The 22,242-nt window shown below is 45.5% G+C and carries 18 protein-coding genes; 10 read left to right on the top strand and 8 right to left on the bottom strand.

Features of this window, described 5'->3' with window-relative positions:
• Positions 1-195: 195 nt before the first annotated feature.
• The 4 genes from AC50YG_RS21660 to AC50YG_RS21675 all read right to left on the bottom strand — a co-directional run bounded on the left by AC50YG_RS21660 (position 196) and on the right by AC50YG_RS21675 (position 4,737).
• Complete coding sequence (locus AC50YG_RS21660; protein ID WP_494829494.1) at positions 196-1,269, bottom strand: cation diffusion facilitator family transporter; 1,074 nt, start codon at positions 1,267-1,269, stop codon at positions 196-198.
• Between the two features lie 246 nt (positions 1,270-1,515).
• Complete coding sequence (locus AC50YG_RS21665; RefSeq protein WP_473756875.1) at positions 1,516-2,598, bottom strand: efflux RND transporter periplasmic adaptor subunit; 1,083 nt, start codon at positions 2,596-2,598, stop codon at positions 1,516-1,518.
• Between the two features lie 64 nt (positions 2,599-2,662).
• Positions 2,663-4,024, bottom strand: coding sequence for an ABC transporter permease (locus AC50YG_RS21670; protein ID WP_473756876.1), 1,362 nt, complete (start codon positions 4,022-4,024; stop codon positions 2,663-2,665).
• Positions 4,021-4,737 (bottom strand): ABC transporter ATP-binding protein, encoded by a 717-nt coding sequence (locus AC50YG_RS21675; protein ID WP_473757072.1) that lies wholly within the window; start codon positions 4,735-4,737, stop codon positions 4,021-4,023. Before AC50YG_RS21675 ends, AC50YG_RS21670 begins: the two co-directional genes overlap by 4 nt.
• Positions 4,738-5,761: 1,024 nt before the next feature.
• Here AC50YG_RS21675 and AC50YG_RS21680 point away from each other — a divergent pair.
• From AC50YG_RS21680 to AC50YG_RS21705, 6 genes are all read left to right on the top strand, one after another.
• Positions 5,762-5,929 carry an FDLD family class I lanthipeptide gene (locus tag AC50YG_RS21680; RefSeq protein WP_473756877.1) on the top strand — a complete coding sequence of 56 codons (168 nt, stop codon included), beginning with the start codon at positions 5,762-5,764 and terminating at the stop codon, positions 5,927-5,929.
• 93 nt (positions 5,930-6,022) lie between these two features.
• The gene (locus tag AC50YG_RS21685) at positions 6,023-9,178 is read left to right on the top strand and encodes a lantibiotic dehydratase (RefSeq protein ID WP_494829497.1); all 3,156 of its coding nucleotides are present in this window, start codon (positions 6,023-6,025) and stop codon (positions 9,176-9,178) included.
• The gene (locus AC50YG_RS21690; protein ID WP_473756879.1) at positions 9,165-10,487 is read left to right on the top strand and encodes a lanthionine synthetase C family protein; all 1,323 of its coding nucleotides are present in this window, start codon (positions 9,165-9,167) and stop codon (positions 10,485-10,487) included. The genes AC50YG_RS21685 and AC50YG_RS21690 overlap by 14 nt, the downstream gene beginning before the upstream one ends.
• A gap of 20 nt (positions 10,488-10,507) precedes the next feature.
• Positions 10,508-12,337 (top strand): ABC transporter ATP-binding protein, encoded by a 1,830-nt coding sequence (locus AC50YG_RS21695; RefSeq protein WP_494829499.1) that lies wholly within the window; start codon positions 10,508-10,510, stop codon positions 12,335-12,337.
• 223 nt (positions 12,338-12,560) lie between these two features.
• A complete protein-coding gene (locus AC50YG_RS21700; RefSeq protein ID WP_494829501.1) occupies positions 12,561-13,787 on the top strand; it encodes an erythromycin esterase family protein in 1,227 nt (408 codons plus the stop codon).
• Between the two features lies 1 nt (position 13,788).
• Entirely contained in the window at positions 13,789-15,228 is a 1,440-nt protein-coding gene (locus AC50YG_RS21705) for a S8 family serine peptidase (protein ID WP_494829503.1), read from the top strand.
• 226 nt (positions 15,229-15,454) lie between these two features.
• On the opposite strand, the gene AC50YG_RS21710 is transcribed toward AC50YG_RS21705, so the two are convergent.
• From AC50YG_RS21710 to AC50YG_RS21720, 3 genes are all read right to left on the bottom strand, one after another.
• Positions 15,455-16,111 (bottom strand): SGNH/GDSL hydrolase family protein, encoded by a 657-nt coding sequence (locus tag AC50YG_RS21710; RefSeq protein ID WP_494829505.1) that lies wholly within the window; start codon positions 16,109-16,111, stop codon positions 15,455-15,457.
• 77 nt (positions 16,112-16,188) lie between these two features.
• A complete protein-coding gene (locus AC50YG_RS21715; protein WP_494829507.1) occupies positions 16,189-17,163 on the bottom strand; it encodes an aminoglycoside phosphotransferase family protein in 975 nt (324 codons plus the stop codon).
• A 79-nt stretch (positions 17,164-17,242) separates the two neighbouring features.
• A complete protein-coding gene (locus tag AC50YG_RS21720; RefSeq protein ID WP_494829509.1) occupies positions 17,243-18,325 on the bottom strand; it encodes a lactonase family protein in 1,083 nt (360 codons plus the stop codon).
• Between the two features lie 293 nt (positions 18,326-18,618).
• On the opposite strand from AC50YG_RS21720, the gene AC50YG_RS21725 reads away from it, so the two are divergent.
• From AC50YG_RS21725 to AC50YG_RS21735, 3 genes are all read left to right on the top strand, one after another.
• Positions 18,619-18,834 (top strand): hypothetical protein, encoded by a 216-nt coding sequence (locus AC50YG_RS21725; RefSeq protein ID WP_341280655.1) that lies wholly within the window; start codon positions 18,619-18,621, stop codon positions 18,832-18,834.
• Between the two features lie 196 nt (positions 18,835-19,030).
• Positions 19,031-19,681, top strand: a complete 651-nt coding sequence (locus tag AC50YG_RS21730) for a futalosine hydrolase (protein ID WP_494829511.1) — start codon at positions 19,031-19,033, stop codon at positions 19,679-19,681.
• Positions 19,678-20,520 carry a 1,4-dihydroxy-6-naphtoate synthase gene (locus AC50YG_RS21735; RefSeq protein WP_473756888.1) on the top strand — a complete coding sequence of 281 codons (843 nt, stop codon included), beginning with the start codon at positions 19,678-19,680 and terminating at the stop codon, positions 20,518-20,520. The genes AC50YG_RS21730 and AC50YG_RS21735 overlap by 4 nt, the downstream gene beginning before the upstream one ends.
• A 69-nt stretch (positions 20,521-20,589) precedes the next feature.
• Here AC50YG_RS21735 and AC50YG_RS21740 read toward each other — a convergent pair whose 3' ends face one another.
• On the bottom strand, positions 20,590-20,721 hold the full coding sequence (locus AC50YG_RS21740) for a hypothetical protein (RefSeq protein ID WP_494829513.1): 132 nt from the start codon (positions 20,719-20,721) through the stop codon (positions 20,590-20,592).
• Between the two features lie 287 nt (positions 20,722-21,008).
• On the opposite strand from AC50YG_RS21740, the gene AC50YG_RS21745 reads away from it, so the two are divergent.
• Positions 21,009-21,836 (top strand): hypothetical protein, encoded by an 828-nt coding sequence (locus AC50YG_RS21745; RefSeq protein WP_494829515.1) that lies wholly within the window; start codon positions 21,009-21,011, stop codon positions 21,834-21,836.
• Positions 21,837-22,242 lie beyond the last annotated feature (406 nt).

Genomic DNA, 22,242 nt, shown 5'->3' on the forward strand with positions numbered 1-22,242 from the left:
TAAAAACAGATGCGGTATAATTCCTGCTAATACCATACCACAGCTATTTACCCCACCAATTACCAATGAGAGGACAACCCTTACATGCGCCTTGACCCTATCCATTTCATTAAAAATCCATTTTAATTATGAAAGCACTCTTGCTTGACTTTTATTATAAAGGGGCAATTTGCCAAGAAGCTCATGCTCCGCCTGCTAAACCTTCATCTCAGAATGCTGAATCTGCGACTTTTCTATCTGAATCGTCGTATGCGAAATGCCAAACTGCTGCTCGATTCTCCCAAGTGCCTGCTGCAGAATATGCTGGCTGTCACGGTCATCCTCCACTAGCAAATGGCAGCTCAGCGAGTCAAGTCCTGATGTTATCGTCCAAATATGCAAATCATGCACATCTATAACGCCTTCGATATCCGCAAGCACCCGCTTCACCTTCTCGTGATCAATGGAAGGTGGTGTGCCTTCCATGAGAATATGCAGAGTTTGTTTAATAATATTCCAGGCACTGCGCAAAATAAGCACCGACACAATCACTGATATAATCGGATCGGCAATATTCCAATCAAACAAGTAGATGAGAAGTCCAGCAAGCACAGCCCCGACCGAGCCAAGCGCATCGCCCAAAACATGCAAATAGGCGCTGCGTACATTCAAGTTGTTATGGACATCGCCTTTGCGCATTAAAGCCCATGCACTGGCTAAATTCGCCAGCAGGCCAACAAGCGCAATGAGCATCATGGAGCCGCTGGCCACAGCAGGAGGATCGAACAAGCGATGGTAGGCCTCCCATACAATAAACCCGGCTATGACGAACAAGGCGATGCCGTTGAACAGCGCGGCCAATATTTCAAAGCGGTAAAAGCCGTAGGTTTTCGTTTTGGAAGCAGGCTTGCTGGCGAACCAGACAGCTACAAGACTAAGGATAAGCGCACTCACATCGCTCAACATATGGCCAGAGTCAGCAAGCAGTGCGAGACTGCCCGTCAATAAACCGCCGAAAAATTCAAGAAACATAATTCCGACTGTAATCGACAGTGCAATGATCAAGCCGACCTTATTGCCATTGACATCAAAATGATGGTGGCCGCCCGGCCCATGTGAATGATCGTGCCCATGGCCATGGGCGTGATTATGATCATGGTGGTCACCTTCGCTGTGGCTATGCCCATGGTGATCAGTCTGGTCATGACTGTGCTCCTTGCTGTGCTCATGATCGCATTTTTGACTGTCCTGCCGTCCAGCTGCCTGCTGTTGCTTTTTCTTTGTATCCATATCCTCTACCTCCTGCTGCTATTAAAAGCGAAGCCATTCGCTTTTTCAAATAAACTAACATATGAGCATGTATTCATATATTATATAATGAACCAGCTGGACACTTTTGTCAACTAGCGTACTGTCTTATTTTTCTCCACTCTTGCTCAAAGCATTCCTTTCCCTGCGCACCACGCTTCCAATAAAAAAACGAGTGTGCGCAGCCCAGCTTTTTCAAGCTTAGACGCGCACACCCGGGCTACCTATTTATTGCAAGGAAACAACGTCGCCTTCCTTCAAGCCTTCCAGCACTTCCACCTTATCTCCGGCTGACATTCCGACCTTGATGTCCTGACGCTCATATTGGCCTGCGCCTTTTTCCAGCATGACATAAGACGAAGCCTGATCGCTCATAATAGCAATGGACGGGAGGGCCAATGCGTTCTCCTTACGGCTCGTCTCAATGTCGCCAGTAAGCGACAGTCCTGCGATTAAATATTCGCTTGGCTCAAGCGAAATCACAACCTCGAATTGCGCAGCTTGATTGAGGCTGTTTTGATCGGTGCCGGTTTTCGCAAATTTGGATACCCGCAGCACTTTGCCGTCAAGCACAATATCCTTCATCGCTGTCATCTTCACTTTGACCTGCATGTCCGACTTGATACGGAACACATCCTGCTCCCCGACAAGGGCAGTGAATTGCAGCTTGTTCAAATCTACAATTTTGCCGATCAACTGGTTGTCGCCAACAGCTTGCAGCTGCTTAGCCGCTTGATCAAATAGAAAAATGCCATCGCCCGGCGAACGATACTGGGCTTCATTCAGCTTCAGCCGCTTTTGCGTCAGCGCTTTGCGCCCAATCGATTCCTTCACATCGTTCAGCTCCTGCGTCAAACGGGCCATTTCCTTGGCAGCCAGCGCCTTCTTGCGCTCAACCTCCGTTGCCTCAAGCATGCCAAGCTCGTCTTCCGTATTAGTTACAAAAGCTTGCAGCTGCGCCTCTAGATCAGCCTTATGAAGCTCAGCTTCCTCCTGCGTAATCTGATTTTGCAGCTCGGTCTGGTCAAGCGTGAACAATACCTCGCCCTTTTTTACCTGCTGTCCGTCCTTTACCTTCCACTGCGTCACCTTGGAGCTGAAAGGCGCATAGACCGACGTTTCCTGCTCATATAGCGACTTGCCCTTAACCTGAATCGTATTGACGAGCGTCCCCTTGGTCACCTGAAATGTAATGGCCTGTGAATCGCCCGACATATCGACCATCTCCGGCGGCTTCGACATGGAGTAAAGCACCACGCTTATTCCGATTAATACAATCCCGATGATGATCCATTTAATCTTTTTCTTCATCTCTTGTTCTCCCCCTGGCTGCTCGCTGGCTCAGACATGCCCTGACCATAGCGCATGGCCTTCTCTAATCTCTCTTGATTGCGGTCAATGCATCGGTACGCGAAGCGCTGACTGCCGGATATATCCCCGATATAATGCCCGTCATCACGGCAAACGCCAATCCGATCGGAATAGCGGTCAACGGAATAAAGATAGACATATTTTCCTCGCCGGTAGACATCGATAAAATAAGGGCATTAATTCCCCATACGATCCAGTATGAAAATAAAACGCCGAGCAGGCCGCCGAGCAATCCAAGCAGGGCTGCCTCTACAATAAACATATTGCGGATTTGCGCCAGATTGGCACCGAGCACCTTCATAATACCGATTTGACGGCGCCGTTGGTATGTGGACATTGTCATCGCTACAATGATGGAAATCGAAGCGATTATGAGAATGAATACGCCTGCGCCTACTGCGATGCTTTTGAACACAGCGAATTGCTCTTCAAGGCGCTCCTTTTGCAAAAGATTGGATTGGGTGTTCAAGGTGAGCTTCTTAATTTGCTCCTCCACCTGCTTCACATTTTCCTCCGCATCCACCTTGACCGTAACTTGATTATAGGTATCGTTAGCCGTCGCCTCACCGCTGCTTTGCATCAGCTGCTCTCGCAGCTTGTTCGCCGTTTCAATTGAAACGTAAATTTTGCGGTCATTGGCAATTTGCATATCGGATACACCTTTAGGCTTCTTCAATACCCCTACAACTCGAAGGCCCTCGCTTATCTTTTGCTTGTTATCCTGATCGTAGTTCACCAGCTGAATCTGATTCTGGTACAAGGCGGATGGTGTAGTCATCATCGTATTGTATTGCTCTTGCAGTGCTGGATCGCTTGGATTAAGATTCATGGCTTCAAACAATTTATTCTGCTCTTCCTGATTCATTAGTCCAAGCGTCGTACCGTAGCTTAATACGACAGAGTTTGGAGCATCTGATGCCGAGCCCTGCCAATACGTATTGCCGAAGGCTTCCAGACTGTTTAGATCCGTTCCAATAATTTCGGCATACGCCTGTTTATCGTCCGAGGTCGTCATTTGCATGTAGTTAAGCTGCTGCATAGCCGCTACGGCCTTGACATGCTTAATATTGCGCATAATTTCGACCTTTTGATCAGAAAGCTTGCCCCGATTTTTCACTTCATCGCTTGCCGTGCTTTGGCTTCCGGGACCGGCGGATGCGCCATTATCTGGCATAACCGTAATTTCATCCATTTTCAAATAGCTCGTGAGCTGGGTTTCGACAATTTTCTGCGTAGATTCCCCAATGCTCATCGCCAAAATAATAGCGGCACAGCCAATCGACAGGCCGGCTGCACACAGCATGGTAACTACTTTACGGCGTCTGACCTGATCCCATGACAGCCTCGTAAGATCGCTTACTCTCAATGGACAGCCTCCTCTACCGGAAGCTTCTCTAACTCGACAGCAGGCGACGATTTTTCCAGCAGCCCATCGCGAAGCGTAATAATGTGCTGGGTCTGCTGTGCAACCTCGCGCTCATGCGTAACGATAATAAAGGTCGTGTTCATCGTCTTGTTCAAATGCTTGAGAATGGCCAAAATCTCCTCTTCCGTCTTCGTATCCAAATTCCCCGTAGGCTCATCAGCGAAAATGACCGATGGCTCTGTAATGAGCGAGCGCGCAATACTGACACGCTGCTGCTGTCCGCCCGACAGCTGGGAAGGAAACATTTCCCCTTTATCCGGTATGCCGACCTGTTCCAGCAGCTTTAACGCCTTCTGCTTGCGTATTGAAGGGCGCGTCGATTGAAACACGAGCGGCAGCTCGATATTTTCACGAACCGTCAAGTTCGGAATGAGCTCATACGCTTGAAAAATAAACCCGATATGCTCACGGCGAAACTCCGCCAGCTTGTTTTCATTCATATTTACGATATTGTGATCAGCAATGTAAATACTGCCCTCCGTCGGCTTCATCAGTCCCGCCATCAAATTCAGCAGCGTCGACTTTCCCGAGCCTGAGCTGCCCAGCAGCGCAACCATATCCCCTTTATTTACGCGAAAATCGATCTGTTGAAGAACGCGCGTCGTCTCATTTCCGTTCTTAAATGCATGGGACAAGCCCTCTACACGAAGCAATTGCTCCACTCCCCTTGTCTCTCTAACTCTATCAAGCGTAAACGGCTGTCGCCCTCTTCTGGCGGCAAAGCTACCGTTTCGAGGGTGAAATATAAGCCCCTTATAAACGTGAAACTTATAAATGCTTATATTTAAAAACCTGCTGACGGCTACTATTTCTGCACACAACACAGCCAAAGCAATTATCGCTTCAACTGATATATTCCATAATTATCCTCGCTTTTCAATCGTACTATAACTACTGCAAAAGAACAATACAACTGCCGCTGCTCCCTGTTTCCCCTAAATTCCCGATTAAATTACAACGAGGTCGGTGGACTTCAAGGATTTTATGCGATTATCGTTATAATTTCGCAAGAATTCAGTATTAATCATAATAAGGAAAATATCCACACTTTTTTTCTATGTATATTTGCAATCTAAAAAGCTGCTCCCCGGTCGAAAAACCGAAGGAGCAGCTTATTTTCAACCATTCACCGCGCCGGTGACAACGCCTTTGACGATGTTATTCTGCAAGAAAATGAATCAACATATTCAGTACTTCTCAGGTAAAAGTCTATAAACGGGCCTCGATCTTCATAGAACACATACCACAGATTCAAGTATGTATCCATAGGACTAACCTACTATTGAAATATTTTACATTGTGAATTACAATTAAAAACGAATTAAACGTAGTTTTTGGAAATATAATATAAATTAAATAAATATAGAACATGACATATTCTATTCGGAGTCAACCTTGGTAAATTTTCGGTTTGGGAGTAGCCCGAAGAAGCACAAACTAGCACTTTCGCCAAAATAGTTCAATAAGGCTTACGAATTACTGCACTTGTGTATCAATCAATTGTGATTCGTTGAATGCCTTGTTTTTTTTCGCACAAATCTGACAACGAGTATGGAAGAAGCTGCGAACCATTATGGGTCGTTTGCGAAATCATGAAAATCACAAACAGTTACATGGCTTTTTTAGGCATATCACGGCGGCGATCTAATATTCCCAACTTATAAGGAGCGATCATTCATGCAAAATCAACTGTTTGAACTGGATTTTAAAGTACAAAGCTTTAATAGCGATGTTGTTGACCCGGATACGATTAGAACTGTTTTATGCTGGGTGACAAAAGTAACGTGTAAGGCATCATGCGGATGTGGCTTTACACAATATTGCACCCCAGGTTGCCCATTCTAATATCAGTAACACAGCTACCAGTTCGTAAGTAATAAAACGCCGTGATATGTCTAAAAAAGCCATGTAGCCATTTCAATTGGAGGATAGAGACAAATGCAAAAAGATTCAAGAGACAAATACGTACCTTTAGATTTGTTTATGATTAGAACTCCGCTTTTTCCAGTAGATCATATTAAAGCCTACTTTAATAGTGAACAAGACATTGCTCAGAACCTTGAGGAAATCTTGAACTGTCCTGAAATTGTTGAGGCTATTGCCATCGCAAGCCCTTCGCTATATAAAAGTTTATTGAAACCGGATAAGAATGACAGGCAACAACAACAAATGATAGGAAGCTTATTCAAATATATGAATCGCATGTCTACCAGAGCGACTCCATTCGGGCTATTCTCTGGAGTAGACATTGGAGTTTTTGGAAGCGAGAATGCAATTCAAGTAGGTACTGTTGAACAACATGTTAAACGAGCTAGACCGGATATGCAGTGGCTATTAAGAATTATTAAAAATATAGAAGAAGATCATAATATTGTCAAGGAGCTGGACGTCAGATTCAACCAAACGGCCTATAAAATTGGCGATCGAATTAAAATTCCTTTTATCACTTCATATGGAGATTATACAGATAGCAATAAGGATTTTACATATGCCTCCGTTAATTGGAATGAAATTGTGGATTTTGTCTCGAAGCAGACATATGAGCCTATTAATATGACGGAATTGAATCAAATTATTCATAATCGTTATAACCAAGTAGACAGAAAGACAGTCGAAAATTTCACATTCGGTTTATTCAAGAACGAGTTTCTGTTAAGCACGCTTCGACCGCCGTTAACGGATGAGAATGCCTTTGACTATTTGATCGAGAAAATTAGACGCATAACAGAGCTTCATCTTTTATACGAAAGGTTACTAGTTATAAGACAGTCCATTCATTCATACAATCAGCAAAAAATTGGAGAGGGTTTGTCGATCTACGAGACGACGGTTACCTTGATGAATCAATTGGCGGAAGTGAAAACGCCTTTGCAAATCGATCTGAAATCATCCCTCAATCATAATATGTTAAATGAAAGTATAAAGGGTGAGTTATCTCAGGCAGCGGATATTTTGCTCAAGCTTTCTCCCCAAACGTCATGGTATAAGCATCTTAGCAAATATCACGAGGAGTTTATAGAAGCTTATGGGGTAGCCAGAGAGGTACCTTTGTGCGAACTGTTGGATGAGGATATCGGTTTGGGGGCACCTCCAACTTATGAAAATCCGAAAAGCGACTATGTACTGCATAATGACTATGAAGAGGAAATCGTTTACTCTAGGAAGCTGATGAATTATGCGCAGGAAGCAATCTTGAAGAGAGAAGAGCTTCAATTAACGGATGCTATTGTAGATGACCTCAAAGTTAGTTACGAGGATGATTTTCTATCGCCTCCGGATTCAATGGAATTATATTTCTCCATAATCAGCCCAGAACAAGATGCTTCGGATTATGAGCTTATAATGGGTCCGAACCCTGGTTCCGCCGGAGCAGGTAAAAGCTTTGGAAGGTTTTTGGATATGATAGACCCTGCTGTAACGGACCAAATTAAAAAAAGTGTAAAAGAGCATCCCAATAAAATATTTGCAGAGGTTGTATATTTGCCTAGGCATTCTAAGGCAATTAATGTGGTTATGACAAGGAATCTAACCAAACATCAAATTGTCATCGGAACTAGCAGCAATAATCGATTTGAGGAAATTTCGTTAGACGATCTGGTCGTAGGCAGTTACGGATACAGGTTCTATCTTAAATCAAAGAAATTGAACAAAGAGATCGTTCCTGTAACGAATCATATGCTTAACTTCACCAGCGGTACTCCTAACCTATACAGGTTTTTATGTGAGCTGGGAATATCGCAGTATAAAAATTGGCGCGGCTTCTATTGGGGCATGTTATCTCGACAGCCTTATTTGCCGAGGGTAAGATACGGAAAAATCGTATTTTCTCCTGCGACTTGGAATGTTGATCGTAAGATCATAGCTTTTGCTTCCAATCATACAGAGCAGGATAAAGTGACCCTGCTTAGACAGTGGAGAGAGCAATATCAAGTACCTCAGTTTATATACTTAACAGAAGCAGACAATCGAATTATGTATGACTTATCCAGCGAATTCCATTTAAAGCAATTGGTTGGCGAAGTGAGTAAACTGCCTGAAAACGGTTACCTTGTCTTGACGGAAATCGAATCTAAATTTAGTAACTTTATTACTAAGTCCGAAGATGGAAGGCCCTATTATATGGAAGCAGTATTCCCTTTAAGTAGGAAAATCCACATAAATGCTCAAGACAAGTATATTCAAAATGAAAAGGAAGCCTTACAGGCTTATTCAACCGTAACGGATACAATAAGAGTATACCCGCCCGGCAGCGAGTGGATGTACTTCAAAATTTACGGCGTGAAAAGCAGAGCGGATGAGTGGGTAGGAACTGAGTTGCTGAAATTTATTGATGAAATGCAGGGAATAGCCTTTGACTCTTTCTTCTTTATGCGATATGCAGATCCACGCGCTCATGTACGTCTTCGATTCAAAGGAAAACAGGAGCTTCTAATAAATAAATTATTTCCAGCCTTTCACGACTGGATAGAAAACTTGCGCTCCAGGGGGATAGCAACTAAATATTCTTTGGATAGCTATGAGCCTGAGATCGAAAGATACGGCGGACCATTTCTTGTTAGCAGAGCTGAAGAACTGTTTTCTGCAGATAGCCGGTTTGTTGCCAATTGCATAAATCACGCTCAGAAAAAAGATACCATTCTATCCATTGAGAATATCGGAGTCATTAATGTAATCAGTTATGTTGCTGCATTTTATCCCCATTTTGAAGATCAATTGAACTGGCTGAATCGTATGACTTCAATTAAGAAGTATACGAAAGAGTTCAGGGAACAGCGCTCCTTTTATATGAAAATGGGCAACGACTCGGACAATTGGCGTAACTTGCGCACCCTAAATGAAGGCGAATTTTTGTATGAGCAGATCCGGCATCGTTCTATAGAGATGAAAGCTTATATAGAGGAAATGAGTAATGCTAAGACATTATATAATAAGCCAGATCAAATACTGTCCAGTTTCATTCACCTTAGCTTGAATAGATTGATAGGTATTAACCAGAGCTTGGAGGAAAAAATCATGACTTTTGCCTGCCATACTCTACATAATCTAAGCTATATCAAGAAAGAGAAGGGCTTAAAAATTCATGTTGAAATTTAAAGATGCCAATTTGCAGATGAATATAAACCAAATCGACAAAATCGAAACAATTATTAACCATTTAAAGCAAACATATGGAAACGTTGACAAGGTTATGGACTTTTATGAGGAGCAAAGATTTAGTCAAGCGGATCTTTGCTCACTTGCTGTCGGACTGCCAGGGTTAATTATATTAACGGTGGAGTTAGGCAAGCTGTTTCCTGAAGAGAACTGGCAGGAAGTCGGGCACGAATATGTGCGCAGGCTGCAAACATTGATTAACGATGGCAATGTTTATTCTTTATCATTATGGTCGGGACTTACAGGCATCGCTGTAAGCACGGAATTGTTGGCATGTACAAATAAAAAATATTTGAAGATGAAGGAAGCACTGCACAGTTTTATTTTATTCAATCTGCCGCAAGAGATTGAACGGGCAACCGAAAATTTACACGGTAACGTAGATATGCTGGACTACGACTGCATGGAGGGTCTAGCAGGAATTGGGCGATACTTGCTTCAGTTTGACGATGAAGAGAGTGTTTCCAGTACGAAGGCTATCTTAGACTATCTAGTTGCATTGAGCAGTGAATACGATAGGCACGGAGAATTTGTTCCAAGCTGGTATATCCCCCAATCCAATCAATTTCTAGAAGCGGAGAAGGTAAAGTATGAACAAGGAAACTTCAACTTGGGCATTTCCCATGGGATTGCAGGACCGCTTTCGTTGCTAAGCTCTGCCTATACAAAAGGGATTAGAGTCGAGGGACAGCTTGAGGCTATTGAAAATATAGTTGCCTTTTTTAAACGGTGGGTACAGCACGACGATTATGGAATTGTATGGCCTGATCGAATATCGTTGGAAGAGTACACTGCGGGTACTAAGAGCGGAGTGACAGTTAATAACGAATCCTGGTGTTACGGCATTCCAGGGATTAGTCACGCTTTATCTTTGGCAGCAAACGCACTCAACGATGTCTCTTGCGAGAATTTGGACATCCGTGCTTGTAATGAAATGATGAAGCGGCCAATTGACATTTGGTCTATTAAGTCGCCAACGTTCTGTCATGGATTTGCTGGGTTATTATATCTGTTGCATAAGTTTCATCTTAAGCATAGTGCGGATTGGGACAGGAAACCGCTCTATGACACGTTGGAAGCTATACTGGGTGAGTACGATCCAGAGTTAGCTTTTGGATTTCACGATTATGACCATGGACCGATGCAGAATCCAGGACTTCTTGTCGGGACAGCAGGAATTGTACTCGTGCTGATAAGCATATTGAAACATCAGGATTATGAGTGGGACTATATATTCCTTATTTCATAACGGATAAAGAAGGTGAAAAATTGGACGGAAATATTAATTACAAGACGATACTGCATACGTTTTCTTATTGGCCCAAATTATTAATTCTATTTTATAAAACGAATAAGATTTACTTCATTGGAATAATTATTCTCACTTTGCTACAGGGTGTTAGCCCGGTCATTTCACTATATTTGACTCAATTATTCGTGAATACGATTGTAACAACGAAAGACAGCAGCATTGAAGGGGTTTTAATCGTATTTTTATTTTTCGTCGGATTTGTTGTCGTACGGGATATACTGGGGCTTATCCGCGAATATATAGAGGGGCTTTTTCAGACGTTATTGTCCAATCATATGAATATGCTTGTGTTGACAAAGGCCAGCACGTTGGAGCAAGAGGATTTCGAGAACGTCGAAGTACAGGATCAGCTTAAACGCGCTCAACAAGAAACCAGCTTTCGACCTTACCAAATTTTCCAACAAATATTAGCTTTTATAACTAGCACCACTACGTTAATTTCTTCCGTTATTTTCTTATTTCAGTGGAATTGGTGGATGAGTTTGCTTTTGCTTCTAACACCACTTATTTCAATCCCATCCTATATGAAACTAAGTAACTCTGAATTTGTACTCCATTGGCAGCGTGCGCCAAGGAACAGAATGAGTTGGTACTATACGCATCTATTGACTCACGACAAAGCCTTTAAAGAAGTAAAGCTGTTTGGGGTTGCCGACTATCTCTTACGCAAGTTTGAAGGGATTGTGGAAGGCTTCTATAAGGAAGACAAAAATTTGGCTAAGAAGAGACTCCAGCTCACGTTAGTATTTAGAACGCTGAACTTAATCTTAATGGGTTTCGCAATCTTTATGGTAGCTAAAGCTACCATGCTGAAACAGCTCTTAGTGGGCAGTTTTATTAGTTACATTCAGGCGATTACGCTTACGCAATCGAACTCGCAGCATTTGGCTCAAAGCTTAGTTGGATTATGTCAGCACAACCTCTATATCGAACAACTTTTTCATTTTTTAAATATGCAAGCAGCCCAACCGCAACAAAATTCCCATGAAGGAAAAGGAATCGAACTTATTAAAATCGAGTCAATCGAATTTAAAAACGTTTCATTCACCTACCCTGGCACAGACAGATATGCATTGAAGGGTATTAATTTGTTTTTGAAGAGAGGCGATGCCATTGCGATAGTCGGTAAAAATGGTTCCGGAAAATCAACCCTGATAAAGCTTATTGCTCAATTGTATAAGGACTATGAGGGTGAAATTTTAATTAACGATATTAATATTCACGATTATACGACGGAGTCCATTCGAAGTAACATCGGCGTAGTCTTTCAAGATTTTATGCAATATGAAATGCCGGTACGAGAAAATATCGGAATCAGCGATTATCAAAACATGGATAATGATGACAAAATATATGAATCTGCATTTAAATCGGGAATATCGGATTTAGTTAAAGCTTTGCCCGCACAAATCAATACGCAGCTAGGAAAGTGGTTTCCTGACGGAATTCAGCTCTCTGGCGGCCAATGGCAGAGGATAGCTATCGCTAGAGCATTCTTTAAGGATGGGAGTATCTTTGTGTTAGACGAGCCGAGCGCTGCGCTTGATCCCGAATCCGAAAAGGAAGTTTTTGAAAAGTTCACCAAACTGATCGATGACAAGATTGGGATCTTTATTACACATCGTTATACATCTACAAGATTTGCCGATCGCATTATTTATATGGAAAATGGTGAACTAAGCGCGATTGGGACCCATCAAGAATTAATGCAAGTATGTAATGAATATCGATATCTATACAACCTGCAAATTGAATCTTTCCAAGTACCGGCAGCTGTAAATACATAAGGGATATGGAGGAAGGAAATGTTAGCGCTATTGAGAGAACTGTTAGAAAGTCTTATTAGAATTGGCTCGATCAAATTGTCGCTCCTAATCTTAGTGCTTTTAGGCGTAATCACGGGGATAACGATGATTATTAAAAAAAAAAAGAAAAGCGAGGAGTAAACTAATATCTTCTTAAGTTAAAGTCATATGTTATTTGCTTGCAGCACTAAGGAGGTACAAAGATATGGGATTATTTGAGAGCTCCAATAAGAAATATTTAGATGAGGGCAGCTGGGTTAGAAGAAATACCGTTCGACTTCCTGAACCTGAAGGATGCACGGACTCCGATTTTGAGCCTATCCGTCAGTATATCGGCGATAAGCGAATCGTATGGCTTGGAGAGAACAGCCATGGCATATCTCAGAATAATACATTGAAATCGAAACTTATTTCATTTCTTTACACTGAGATGAATTTTAAAGTAATTGCCTTTGAGAGCGGTTTAAGTGAGTGTTACAGTGTCAATGGTATGAAGAATCAACTTAGCTCTGAGGAAATCATGCAGCAATCTATTTTTTCGCTATGGAGAACGAAAGAGACGTTGCCATTATTCGAGTTGATCAAGTCGACAGATTTAAACCTGACTGGGATTGATTTTCAACCTTCCTCAAAAGTCAATCCATTAAGAGAAATGCTGCAAACACAAGGAGAATTAGAAAAAGCAACTATAGAGGAATTGAATCGACTGGCTGAATATTCTGTTCAATGGTACGCCCGAATTGGGGAGTTTCGAGCGAAACGAAAAAGAATACCGAAAGGGATTCTTGCAGAATATGAAGACAGTAAAACCGAGAAATTGGGAACCATTAAGCAGTTAAGAAGCGAATTATTAGCTCGTCCGAGAAACCAGGTATTGTTGGTGTTGGATCGTTACCTTGAAAATACAGCAGTATTCTTAAATAGTATTGCGCTTCGTTCTAGAGAGTATGCAAAACGCAGAGATCAAATGATGGCTGACAATCTGGAATGGCTTCTTACTGTCCTATATCCTTGTGAAAAAGTGATTGTGTGGGCGCATAACGCTCATATTTTCAAAAATTTCAAATCATTCACAGGATACAGGCCTATGGGATCGTTGGTTTCAAAACAAATAGTCGAAGACTCTTATTATGTAGGGTTATTTATGTACCAAGGGACGGCAGCTTTGAATCATGGGAGCGATTATACACTTATCAAGCCACGCAAGAAGAGCTTGGAAGATTATATGAACCATCAAGAGGCGGAAGTCGGTTTAATAGATTTTAGCCAGGTTGAAGTACAGCCTGAGAACAAGTGGATCAGCCGAAGAACGATCATAGTAGAGTCAGGAAGCTTTGAACGTTTAATTGTGCCAAATAAGCAGTTGGATGGGATCTTCTTTATTAAGAATGTTTCACCTCCAAATTATTTATATAATTCGAAGGAGAAATAAAATGAAACAAATAACGTCCAGACTATTAAAATCTCTTATTATTACAGCAATATTGTTATTAACGCTCACGAACAACAATCTTTTATCGGCGAATGGTACTGATACGACTGGGCAGCCGGTAACGTCCCATGAACTCATTGTTGTTAAGGATAAATACTTTGTGAATTTATTAATCAAATTTATATCCAATAAATATCCGGATTTGAAACTCGATTACATAAAAGAAATAGGAGTCATTCAAATTGAACATCCTCAAGAAAAAGTCTTAGAAAATGCAAGCAAGTATATTCATAAAAAATTTAAACGGTTTATCGTTCAAGAATCGGAAGTTATGAATCCACTCGATTTAGATGCAGTGCTAGCTGCTCAATTTGCGACTGATGCTGAATCAAACGGAATGCCTAATTTCCAGAATGATCCTAACGTATATTCTTACTGGCAGTGGGGCGTTAATTATGTTACTGAAAATAAGAAAAGCTATTCTATAACTAAAGGCAGCCATGATGTTAGCGTAGCAATTTTGGATAGCGGAATAGATTTGAACCATCCGGATCTGGCAGACAATATTATTTCACCTGGACAATCCTTTGTACCAGGAGAACCGACTGCTATGGATTACAACGGCCATGGAACTAAGGTGGCTGGCATTATAGCTGCGAATGGAAACCTAACGGGTATTGGCCCCGAAATTGGAATTGTACCCTATAAAGTATTTAGCCGCGAGGGCGGAAGAGCCTTTTGGATGATCCAAGCGATGGTGAAAGCAGCAAACGACGGACATGAGGTGCTTAATATTAGTTCGGGGATCTATCAGACTTACAGCGAAAAATCAGGAGGCGCCGTTGTGGAAGCTTTCCAGCGAGCGATTGACTATACGAATAATAAAGGTAGTGTAATCGTAAACTCAGCCGGTAACGAAGGAGTTGATATTGACCAAATCATTCCGACAGGAGAAGATGGAAGAGGCGTTATTCGGTTGCCTTCTGTTTTTTCAAAAGTAATAACTGTAGGTGCTTCAACATTAGAACGAATGCCAGCTCCCTATTCGAATTATGGCAAAAAAGTTGATTTCTACGCACCAGGAGGAAGTTACGGTCCGATTGCGCATGAAGATGAATTTGATTTCAGTTTTCTTCTATTAACCACATATCCAACCTATTTGGAGCAGTCAACTATTGCACAATTGATCGGCTTGCCGAAAGGGTATGATCTGGATATTGGTACAAGTTTGGCAACTCCCGCTGTTTCAGCTACATATGCCTTGGTTATTCATAAACTTAAAGAGAATAAGCTGAACAAGGCGCCTGAAGAAATATCTAGCATGCTTAGGGAAATGGCAACTCAACTATCTGTAAATGATCCCGGAGGCAGAACGGTTGGAGTGGTGAATGCTTTTAAGGCGCTGCAGTATGTTGAGAATGAAAGCATGCCTCTTAAATGAAAATAGCATCTGGAAAACGTTCCTACCCTTTTTATAGTGGTAGGAACGCACGACAAATTCGATTGCTCACCAAACAATAGCGCCAGATTCATTTGCGGGAGCGGATCATGTGGTCGCATTGTAAGCTCAGTACTCTTTTTCCGCCCGCCGCCTAGCTGCCAACTGCTCCGATTTCTACAAATCTATACGCAGTAAAAAGCGGACGGGTTTAAAAATATCATTTTGGCTATTTAATCGCTAATCTGCTGTTTTGTACCGTAGACAGCCACTCGCGGGCGAGCAGCTCATGCCCCGCCGCTGTCGGATGAACGCCATCCCACAGCCAGTAGGCCGCGCCTGTCACTTCGCTTGCTTTGTCGAATACATGCTGCACGCGTACAAGAACCGCATTATACTCTGCCGCCAAAGCAGCTGTTTTTTCCTGATATCCCTTAATGATTTGCTGCCACTCTTCCCAGCGCTCCAACGGCACGCCAGTTTTCAGGATGAAGGGCTCGACAAGAACAAGCCGCGTCTGTGGCAGCACCTCGGTTGTCTCCTCCAGCAAATGCCGGTAAGCACGCTCGAAACGGTCTGTTGCGCCGCTCGCTTCGCCAGACATCGTGCGCCCCGCATCATTGACACCAACCAAAATACTGAGTATATCCGGCTTCAAGCTGAGGGTATCCTCGTTCCATCTAGCGTACAGGTCAGAGACCCGATCGCCGCTAATGCCCCTATTAATGAAATGGGGAGCTTTCTCCGCCAATTCATAGCCAAGGCGTGAGGCAATTAAATACGGATAGCTATGGCCTAAAATATGATTTAAATCATCATTGCGCCCTCGCGAACCATCTGTAATGGAATCCCCTTGAAATAAAACGGTCAATTGCTGCTCGCTCATCTCGTCCCAACTCCTTAATAGTGGATAAAAAAATGATGCATGTTCGGTTGAAATATTGAAATGCTCTGCTCTGTTGCCTATTCAAGCCTCGGCTCCTCACGCTGCAGTTCTGCAAAGCAAGCAGCTGTTTCAAGAGCAGCAGCGCTATCACCAACCCCATCTTCGACGCACCATGCTGCGGATAGCACCATATGGCTGAAGCCATAGGCGAGAACACGCTCCTGCTTGAGGCACAGGGCCTCGCTGAGGATATGGACGCGATTACGCAGCAGCTTGATTCGCTCCCCCCGTGTCTTAGGCAGCTGATTCATCAGCAGCGGAATGACGCCATAAGCCGCCTCGCCGATGACACCTTTGGGATCAATCGCCAGCCAGCTGGCAGATGCTTCCCCATCACGCACGGCGGACAAAATATTGCCCTGATGCAGGTCGCCATGCAGCAGCAGCTGCGGCTCGCTCTTGCCCGTTGCGAATAGCTGGCCGAAGGTCAGCTGTGCCTGTCGGACGAGCGGCTCCGGCAGCGGCCCGGTGCCGCCATCATAGCGCTGGCGCAGCCGCTCCAGCCCGCGCGCCCACTGCAGAGCCCTAGGGAAGCTCACGCCTCCGGCCGCTTCCCCTACAGCCACTGCGTCCGCTGCTGGCACAGCCAGCTTACGCATCACTTCCGCAGCGATGCGGATGGCCGCCGCATCATCTGCCACTTCCGAGAGCAGCTGTCCCGGCCTCAGCCGCTCCAGCAGCATAACGCCGCGCTCCGCATCCGATGCCAGCAGGCGAACCGCTCCGCGCCCTTCATATAGCTGAAGCGCTGCCAGCTCCGTCCGGCTTTCCCCTGACGGCACGCCCAGCTTCAGCACAGCCTCGCTCCCGTCCTTCCTCAGCGCCGGAAGCACCAGATTAAAGGTCAGCTCGTACGGCGTGTGATCCGCCAGCCGCAGCTCCCACCGCTCCGCGCAGCTTGCCAGCAGCAAATCCAGCTCAGCCAGCCACTTCTCACCGCGTTCTCCATGTACGCTTTTGACAGTCTGCACCCATGCTGATGGCCATTTCATCTCCGCTGACCTCTCTTTTCCGCTTATCGCATCATTCAAGGCATGTTCAAGGCACGTCCACCTTAACTATTTCCTGCTGTTAGACTAACACCGGCTGCACATACACGGGCCCAGATACCGTAACGGAATGTCCGGTATACACAGGCAGCCCTGTTGCCACATCTATGCGGAATACAGCCAAATTATTCGTATCGCGGTTAGCCGCGATTATATATTGGCCGCCCGGCACAAAAGCAAAATGGCGTGGATGCTCGCCCTCAATCGGCACATGACCAGCAAGGGTAAGCTTGCCGTCTGCTTCATTAATGGCGTACACTACGAAGCTGTCGTGCCCGCGATTCGAGCCATATACATATTTGCCATCCTCGGAGACGGCAATTTCAGCGCATGTATTTTCACCGTCAAAATCAGACGGCAGCGTTGGAACGGTTGCCAGCGTCGCAAGCGTGCCTGCCTCAGCATCGTAACGGAACAGAGTAATCGTCGAATCTACCTCATTTATAACATAAGCAAATTGCCCATTCGGGTGAAAAGCCATATGCCTCGGGCCAGCGCCTGCATGAAGCAATGTCTCTCCATGGAAAACCAGCTTGTGCGCTTGATTATCAATGCGATAAGCCATAATGCGGTCAATGCCCAGATCCGGCGAGAACAGGTAGCGGCCGTCCGGGCTGAATTGGATGCTGTGGGGATGCGGCTGATTTTGGCGCTCTGGGTGCTGGCCGACTCCCGTATGCTGAGCGATATCCAGCAGCTCTCCCACCTCGCCATTATCCGTCAGCGCAACGAGGCTGATTCTGCCGCCGTGGTAGCTTGACAGCAGCAAGTAGCGATTGGATGGATCGCGTTGAATGTGGCAAGCCGGAGCCGTAATGGCTTCGCTGCGGTTAAGCTCGGTCAATGCTGTTTTATCCGTATCGATGGCAAAAGCTACAGCATCGCCGACTTTGGCGCCTTCTGCGGATACTCCTTCTGCAATGGCGTACAGCCTCTTGCTTGGAATATCCACATTCAGAAACGTAGGATTTTTAAGGCCGGATACTTCATCCAGCAGCGAAAGCTTGCCTTCCTTTTCATCAAAAGCGTACGCATATACGCCGCTTGCCGCAGCCTCTGCATAGGACCCGACAAATACGACAACTCGTTCATTATGTACAGACACGATTTATATTCCTCCTTCAAATTAGCGGGACCTGCCCCGCTGCGTGTAATGGCCGACGTTATGACAGCGAAGCTTGCAGCTTGCCTTGCCAGCTTTCCCGCATTAAAGCTTTCCCTCCTATTGTACTAGCAGTCAACGCACAAACCAAGTGCTGTTAAGGCGGTTTTTATCCCATTTGAATAAACGGCTGAATATGAGGCACATTGTTGCAACGGGCGGCTAGCTGGTCTATCATAGCGCTAGGGCATACCGCTTTTATAAGATTTAATTTTAATGGGCAAAGGAGTCTGAGGATGGCGATAAACCGTAAATTGATAACGGATGCGGATTTCGAGGAGGCACTTCAGCGGGAGCTTCGGCTGCGTGTCTTTGAAAATGATTATATTGTGTGCTCTGGCGGAAACATCGTCCGTTTCGACGATACGCAGGTCGTCATTCAAACGAGCGTCAGCGATATTACTTATTTTTCCCGGGAGCAATGCGAGTTTTTTGAAATGAAACGCAAATAGCCGCTTGTCAGCGGCTCGTTCATGGCCCGCAGCCGGGAAAGCGCTCGCCTTTCCTTACGTCTGCAACCGTACTATAATTAAGTAATAAGCTTGGAAAAAGCATTAACCCTAGCTTTTCGCAGCATTATGCGGCCGTAGATGCAATCTGCTCCCGCATGATGGTGCGAAATTTTTCCGTTAAAGGAGATTGCACCTGATGGATGCTGGCCCAAATATTTTAATTATGACCCCCGTCACTGTCGAGAAGGATGCGGTGTGTCGGGGCTTGCAAAACAACCCGCGCTTTCATGTGACAGAAGCCGGAGTTGGCCCAGCGGAAGCCGCTGTCCGCACGACACTTGCTCTCACACGGGGCAGCTACGATCTTGTCATTTGCATGGGAATCGCCGGAGGAATCGAAGGCCGGGCGGCCGTGGGCTCGCTCGTCATTGCCGATGCTATCATTGCCGCCGATCTCGGAGCAGAGACACAAGACGGCTTCAGCAGTCTGGACACACTCGGCTTCGGTTCTTCTACAATCGCGGCCAATGTACAAGCCGCAGCTATTGCCGCAGCACTTGTTCAGGCTGGGCTTGCTGCAGCGCTGGCTCCCATTTTAACGTTGTCGACCGTCACCGGAACTGCTGCCACCGCCCAGGTGCTGAGTGAACGCTTTCCTCGCGCCGCCGCTGAAGCGATGGAGGGCTTTGGCGTTGCAACAGCTGCACAGAGCTTCGGCATTCCCGTTCTTGAAATACGCGCCATTTCGAATGCTATCGGCCCAAGGGACCGGAGTGCATGGCGAATTGGCGAAGCTTTGCAGGCTTTGGAAGCTGCGGGCTCCACACTATTGGAGGTGCTTGTATGAAAATCGCTTTTTCTCCATGTCCGAATGATACTTTCGTCTTTCACGCTTGGGCGCATGGGCTTATTCCGGATGCTCCAGAGCTGGAAATTACGTATGCCGATATCGACATTACCAATCGTCTGGCAGCCAGTGGCGACAGCCCGCTTGATGTGCTGAAAGTTTCCTACGCTGCCCTCCCATGGGTGCTGGAAGATTATGCCCTGCTTCCGTGCGGCGGTGCGCTCGGCAGAGGCTGCGGCCCGCTCGTCTTGACAGCCGGAACCCGCACAGATGCGGCAGCGTTGTCAGGCAAACGCGTAGCGGTGCCAAGCGACCGTTCCACTGCTTATTTGCTGTTCAGGCTTTGGGCCGCTAAGCATGTTCCAGGAGGGGTAGGCGATATCGTCATCATGCCATTCCATGAAATTATGCCTGCCGTTCGCGACGGACATATTGATGCTGGCCTTGTCATTCATGAGGCGCGTTTCACGTATCCAAGCTTTGGCCTATCCATGATGACGGATCTGGGCAGCTGGTGGGAATCCGACACGGGACTGCCTATACCGCTCGGAGCCATCATCGCCCGCCGCTCGCTCGATCTGCCTGCCATTACGAAGTGGATTCAGGCTTCAGTCGCTTATGCATGGGCGAATCCCGAGGCGCCTCGCGAATACGTCATGCAGCATGCCCAAGAGATGGACGCGGCCGTTGCGAAGGCGCACATTGATCTATACGTGAATGACTTCACTGCCAACCTTGGCGATAGCGGATACGAGGCAATTACGACGCTGCTGAACCGCGCTGCGCAGGAAGGGCTCGTTCCTGCCATCGATCCTGAGCTGCTGAAATTTCAGCCTTAGCTTAAGAACAGGCTATTGCGACGTGTGACTTGTGACGCACACTCCTTGTGAAAATGTGGGCTCGTCGATTTACGTCCCTATATCCTGATCGGAATCGTCCCATTTTTTCGAATACGCTTTTTTCGTTACCCAAAGTGTCATCCATGTCAGTAAAATAACGATTATTCCGGCAAAAATCCAAACGCCCATAGGTACATTCATTCGCCGCTTCCTCCCTTTCGTCTCTTTTCCTACTATCATACAGGAGAATGGGCAGGGGGAACAGCCCTTCCGAAAGAGCTTGACGAATGGCCTTCCTTTTAGTATATTTGGAAATAATTATTTGAATAGCAGCGGCTTACGATGGAAGCACCCGTAAGAGAAGACGCCTCAGGCGTCCTTCTTGCGGGTGCTTTTTTGCGTACATTCGGGACTATGCCCTCTATCGCTGCCCTTCAACGTCTTTTCTTTTGTGCTTGATTTCCATCATTTTAAAGGAGGGCTCCACATTGTTTATTTTCAAGCCGCTGCATCTATTTACCAGCCTTATCGCATTATCCTTATTTTTGACGCTGCCATCTGTTTCGACCGCTGCCACATCGATCTTGCCCTTTTCGCCGACCGTTCAGACAGCCTTCGACAAACTGACCGCTAGTACCGACTCTGCGTCAGCCTCCCAGCTCAAGAAGCAATACGACAGCCTGCTGTCCGCCCAGCAGCAGGAAGACACTTGGGAGGGGAAAATCACCGCCAGCCACTATCGCAATGAAGAAGCGCTTGTTGCCATCCGGCAGCGCATCAAGCAGTTGAATGAGGAGAAGCTTGCCCAGCTGGCGGCTGACGTTAAGCAGACGAAGGAGCGCTATCAGCCGCTCTTTGACCTGTATGCTTCGCTGCGAAAGCAGCAGGAAGCCGCCAAGCTGCTGCAAAGCAAGGAGCTGAATGCCGTGCTGAAGGCACAGCTGGCGCAAACGAAGCAAGCTGTCCAGCTCGCCAAGCTGGATATTAAAAATAAAACCGAGGCCTACAGCAAGCTTAAGGCCGCCACAGTGCTGAAAGCGAAGCAGACACGCGCCATATTAGAGACAGCTTCCTCGCAGCGCATTAAGATCCGTTCCGCCAAAAGCAGCATATCCAGCAGCCGCAAGCTTATAACGGCCGAAGGCAAGCTATTGACCCAGTCCGTGAAGAAAGGCGATGCCGCAGCAGCTTCGCGCTCCTTCGCTAAACTGCTGACGCTGCAGCAAGGCATTTTGGATAAGAAACAGACGATCTACAGCAGTGAGGAACAGATTGCCGCTATTATTACGAAGGGTAATGTATCACTTTCTTCATAAAAAGCCTCTCCCCAATTTAGAATGTGACCAGGATCACGCCATTCGGCATAGCTGTGCAGATGCCTTGCGATATGTTGTTTTATGCTTGAAGAAGCCTCTCGATAATCGAGAGGCTTCTTCGGCGGTGTGTGAAGCGGCTGCTATAAGTTTTAGTTCGATTTTCTCTTATGATATTCCCATCTGATTACGTTTATAATGGCTAGTGCAGTATACATTACTATAAATAGGGACAGAATAACATACCATCCTGATTGAATGCCCTTCACAAATAACTCATTCGCGAATAATTGTCCATAATCGAACCACATGAACAAGTATTGAGCGCCGACTACAAAAATGGTTGAAACCCCTGAGGTCAGCATAGGCTGAATCACAAAATTGTAGGTTCTACCTTTCGATTTCATGT

It is taken from the genome of Paenibacillus sp. J31R34, assembly GCF_059383715.1.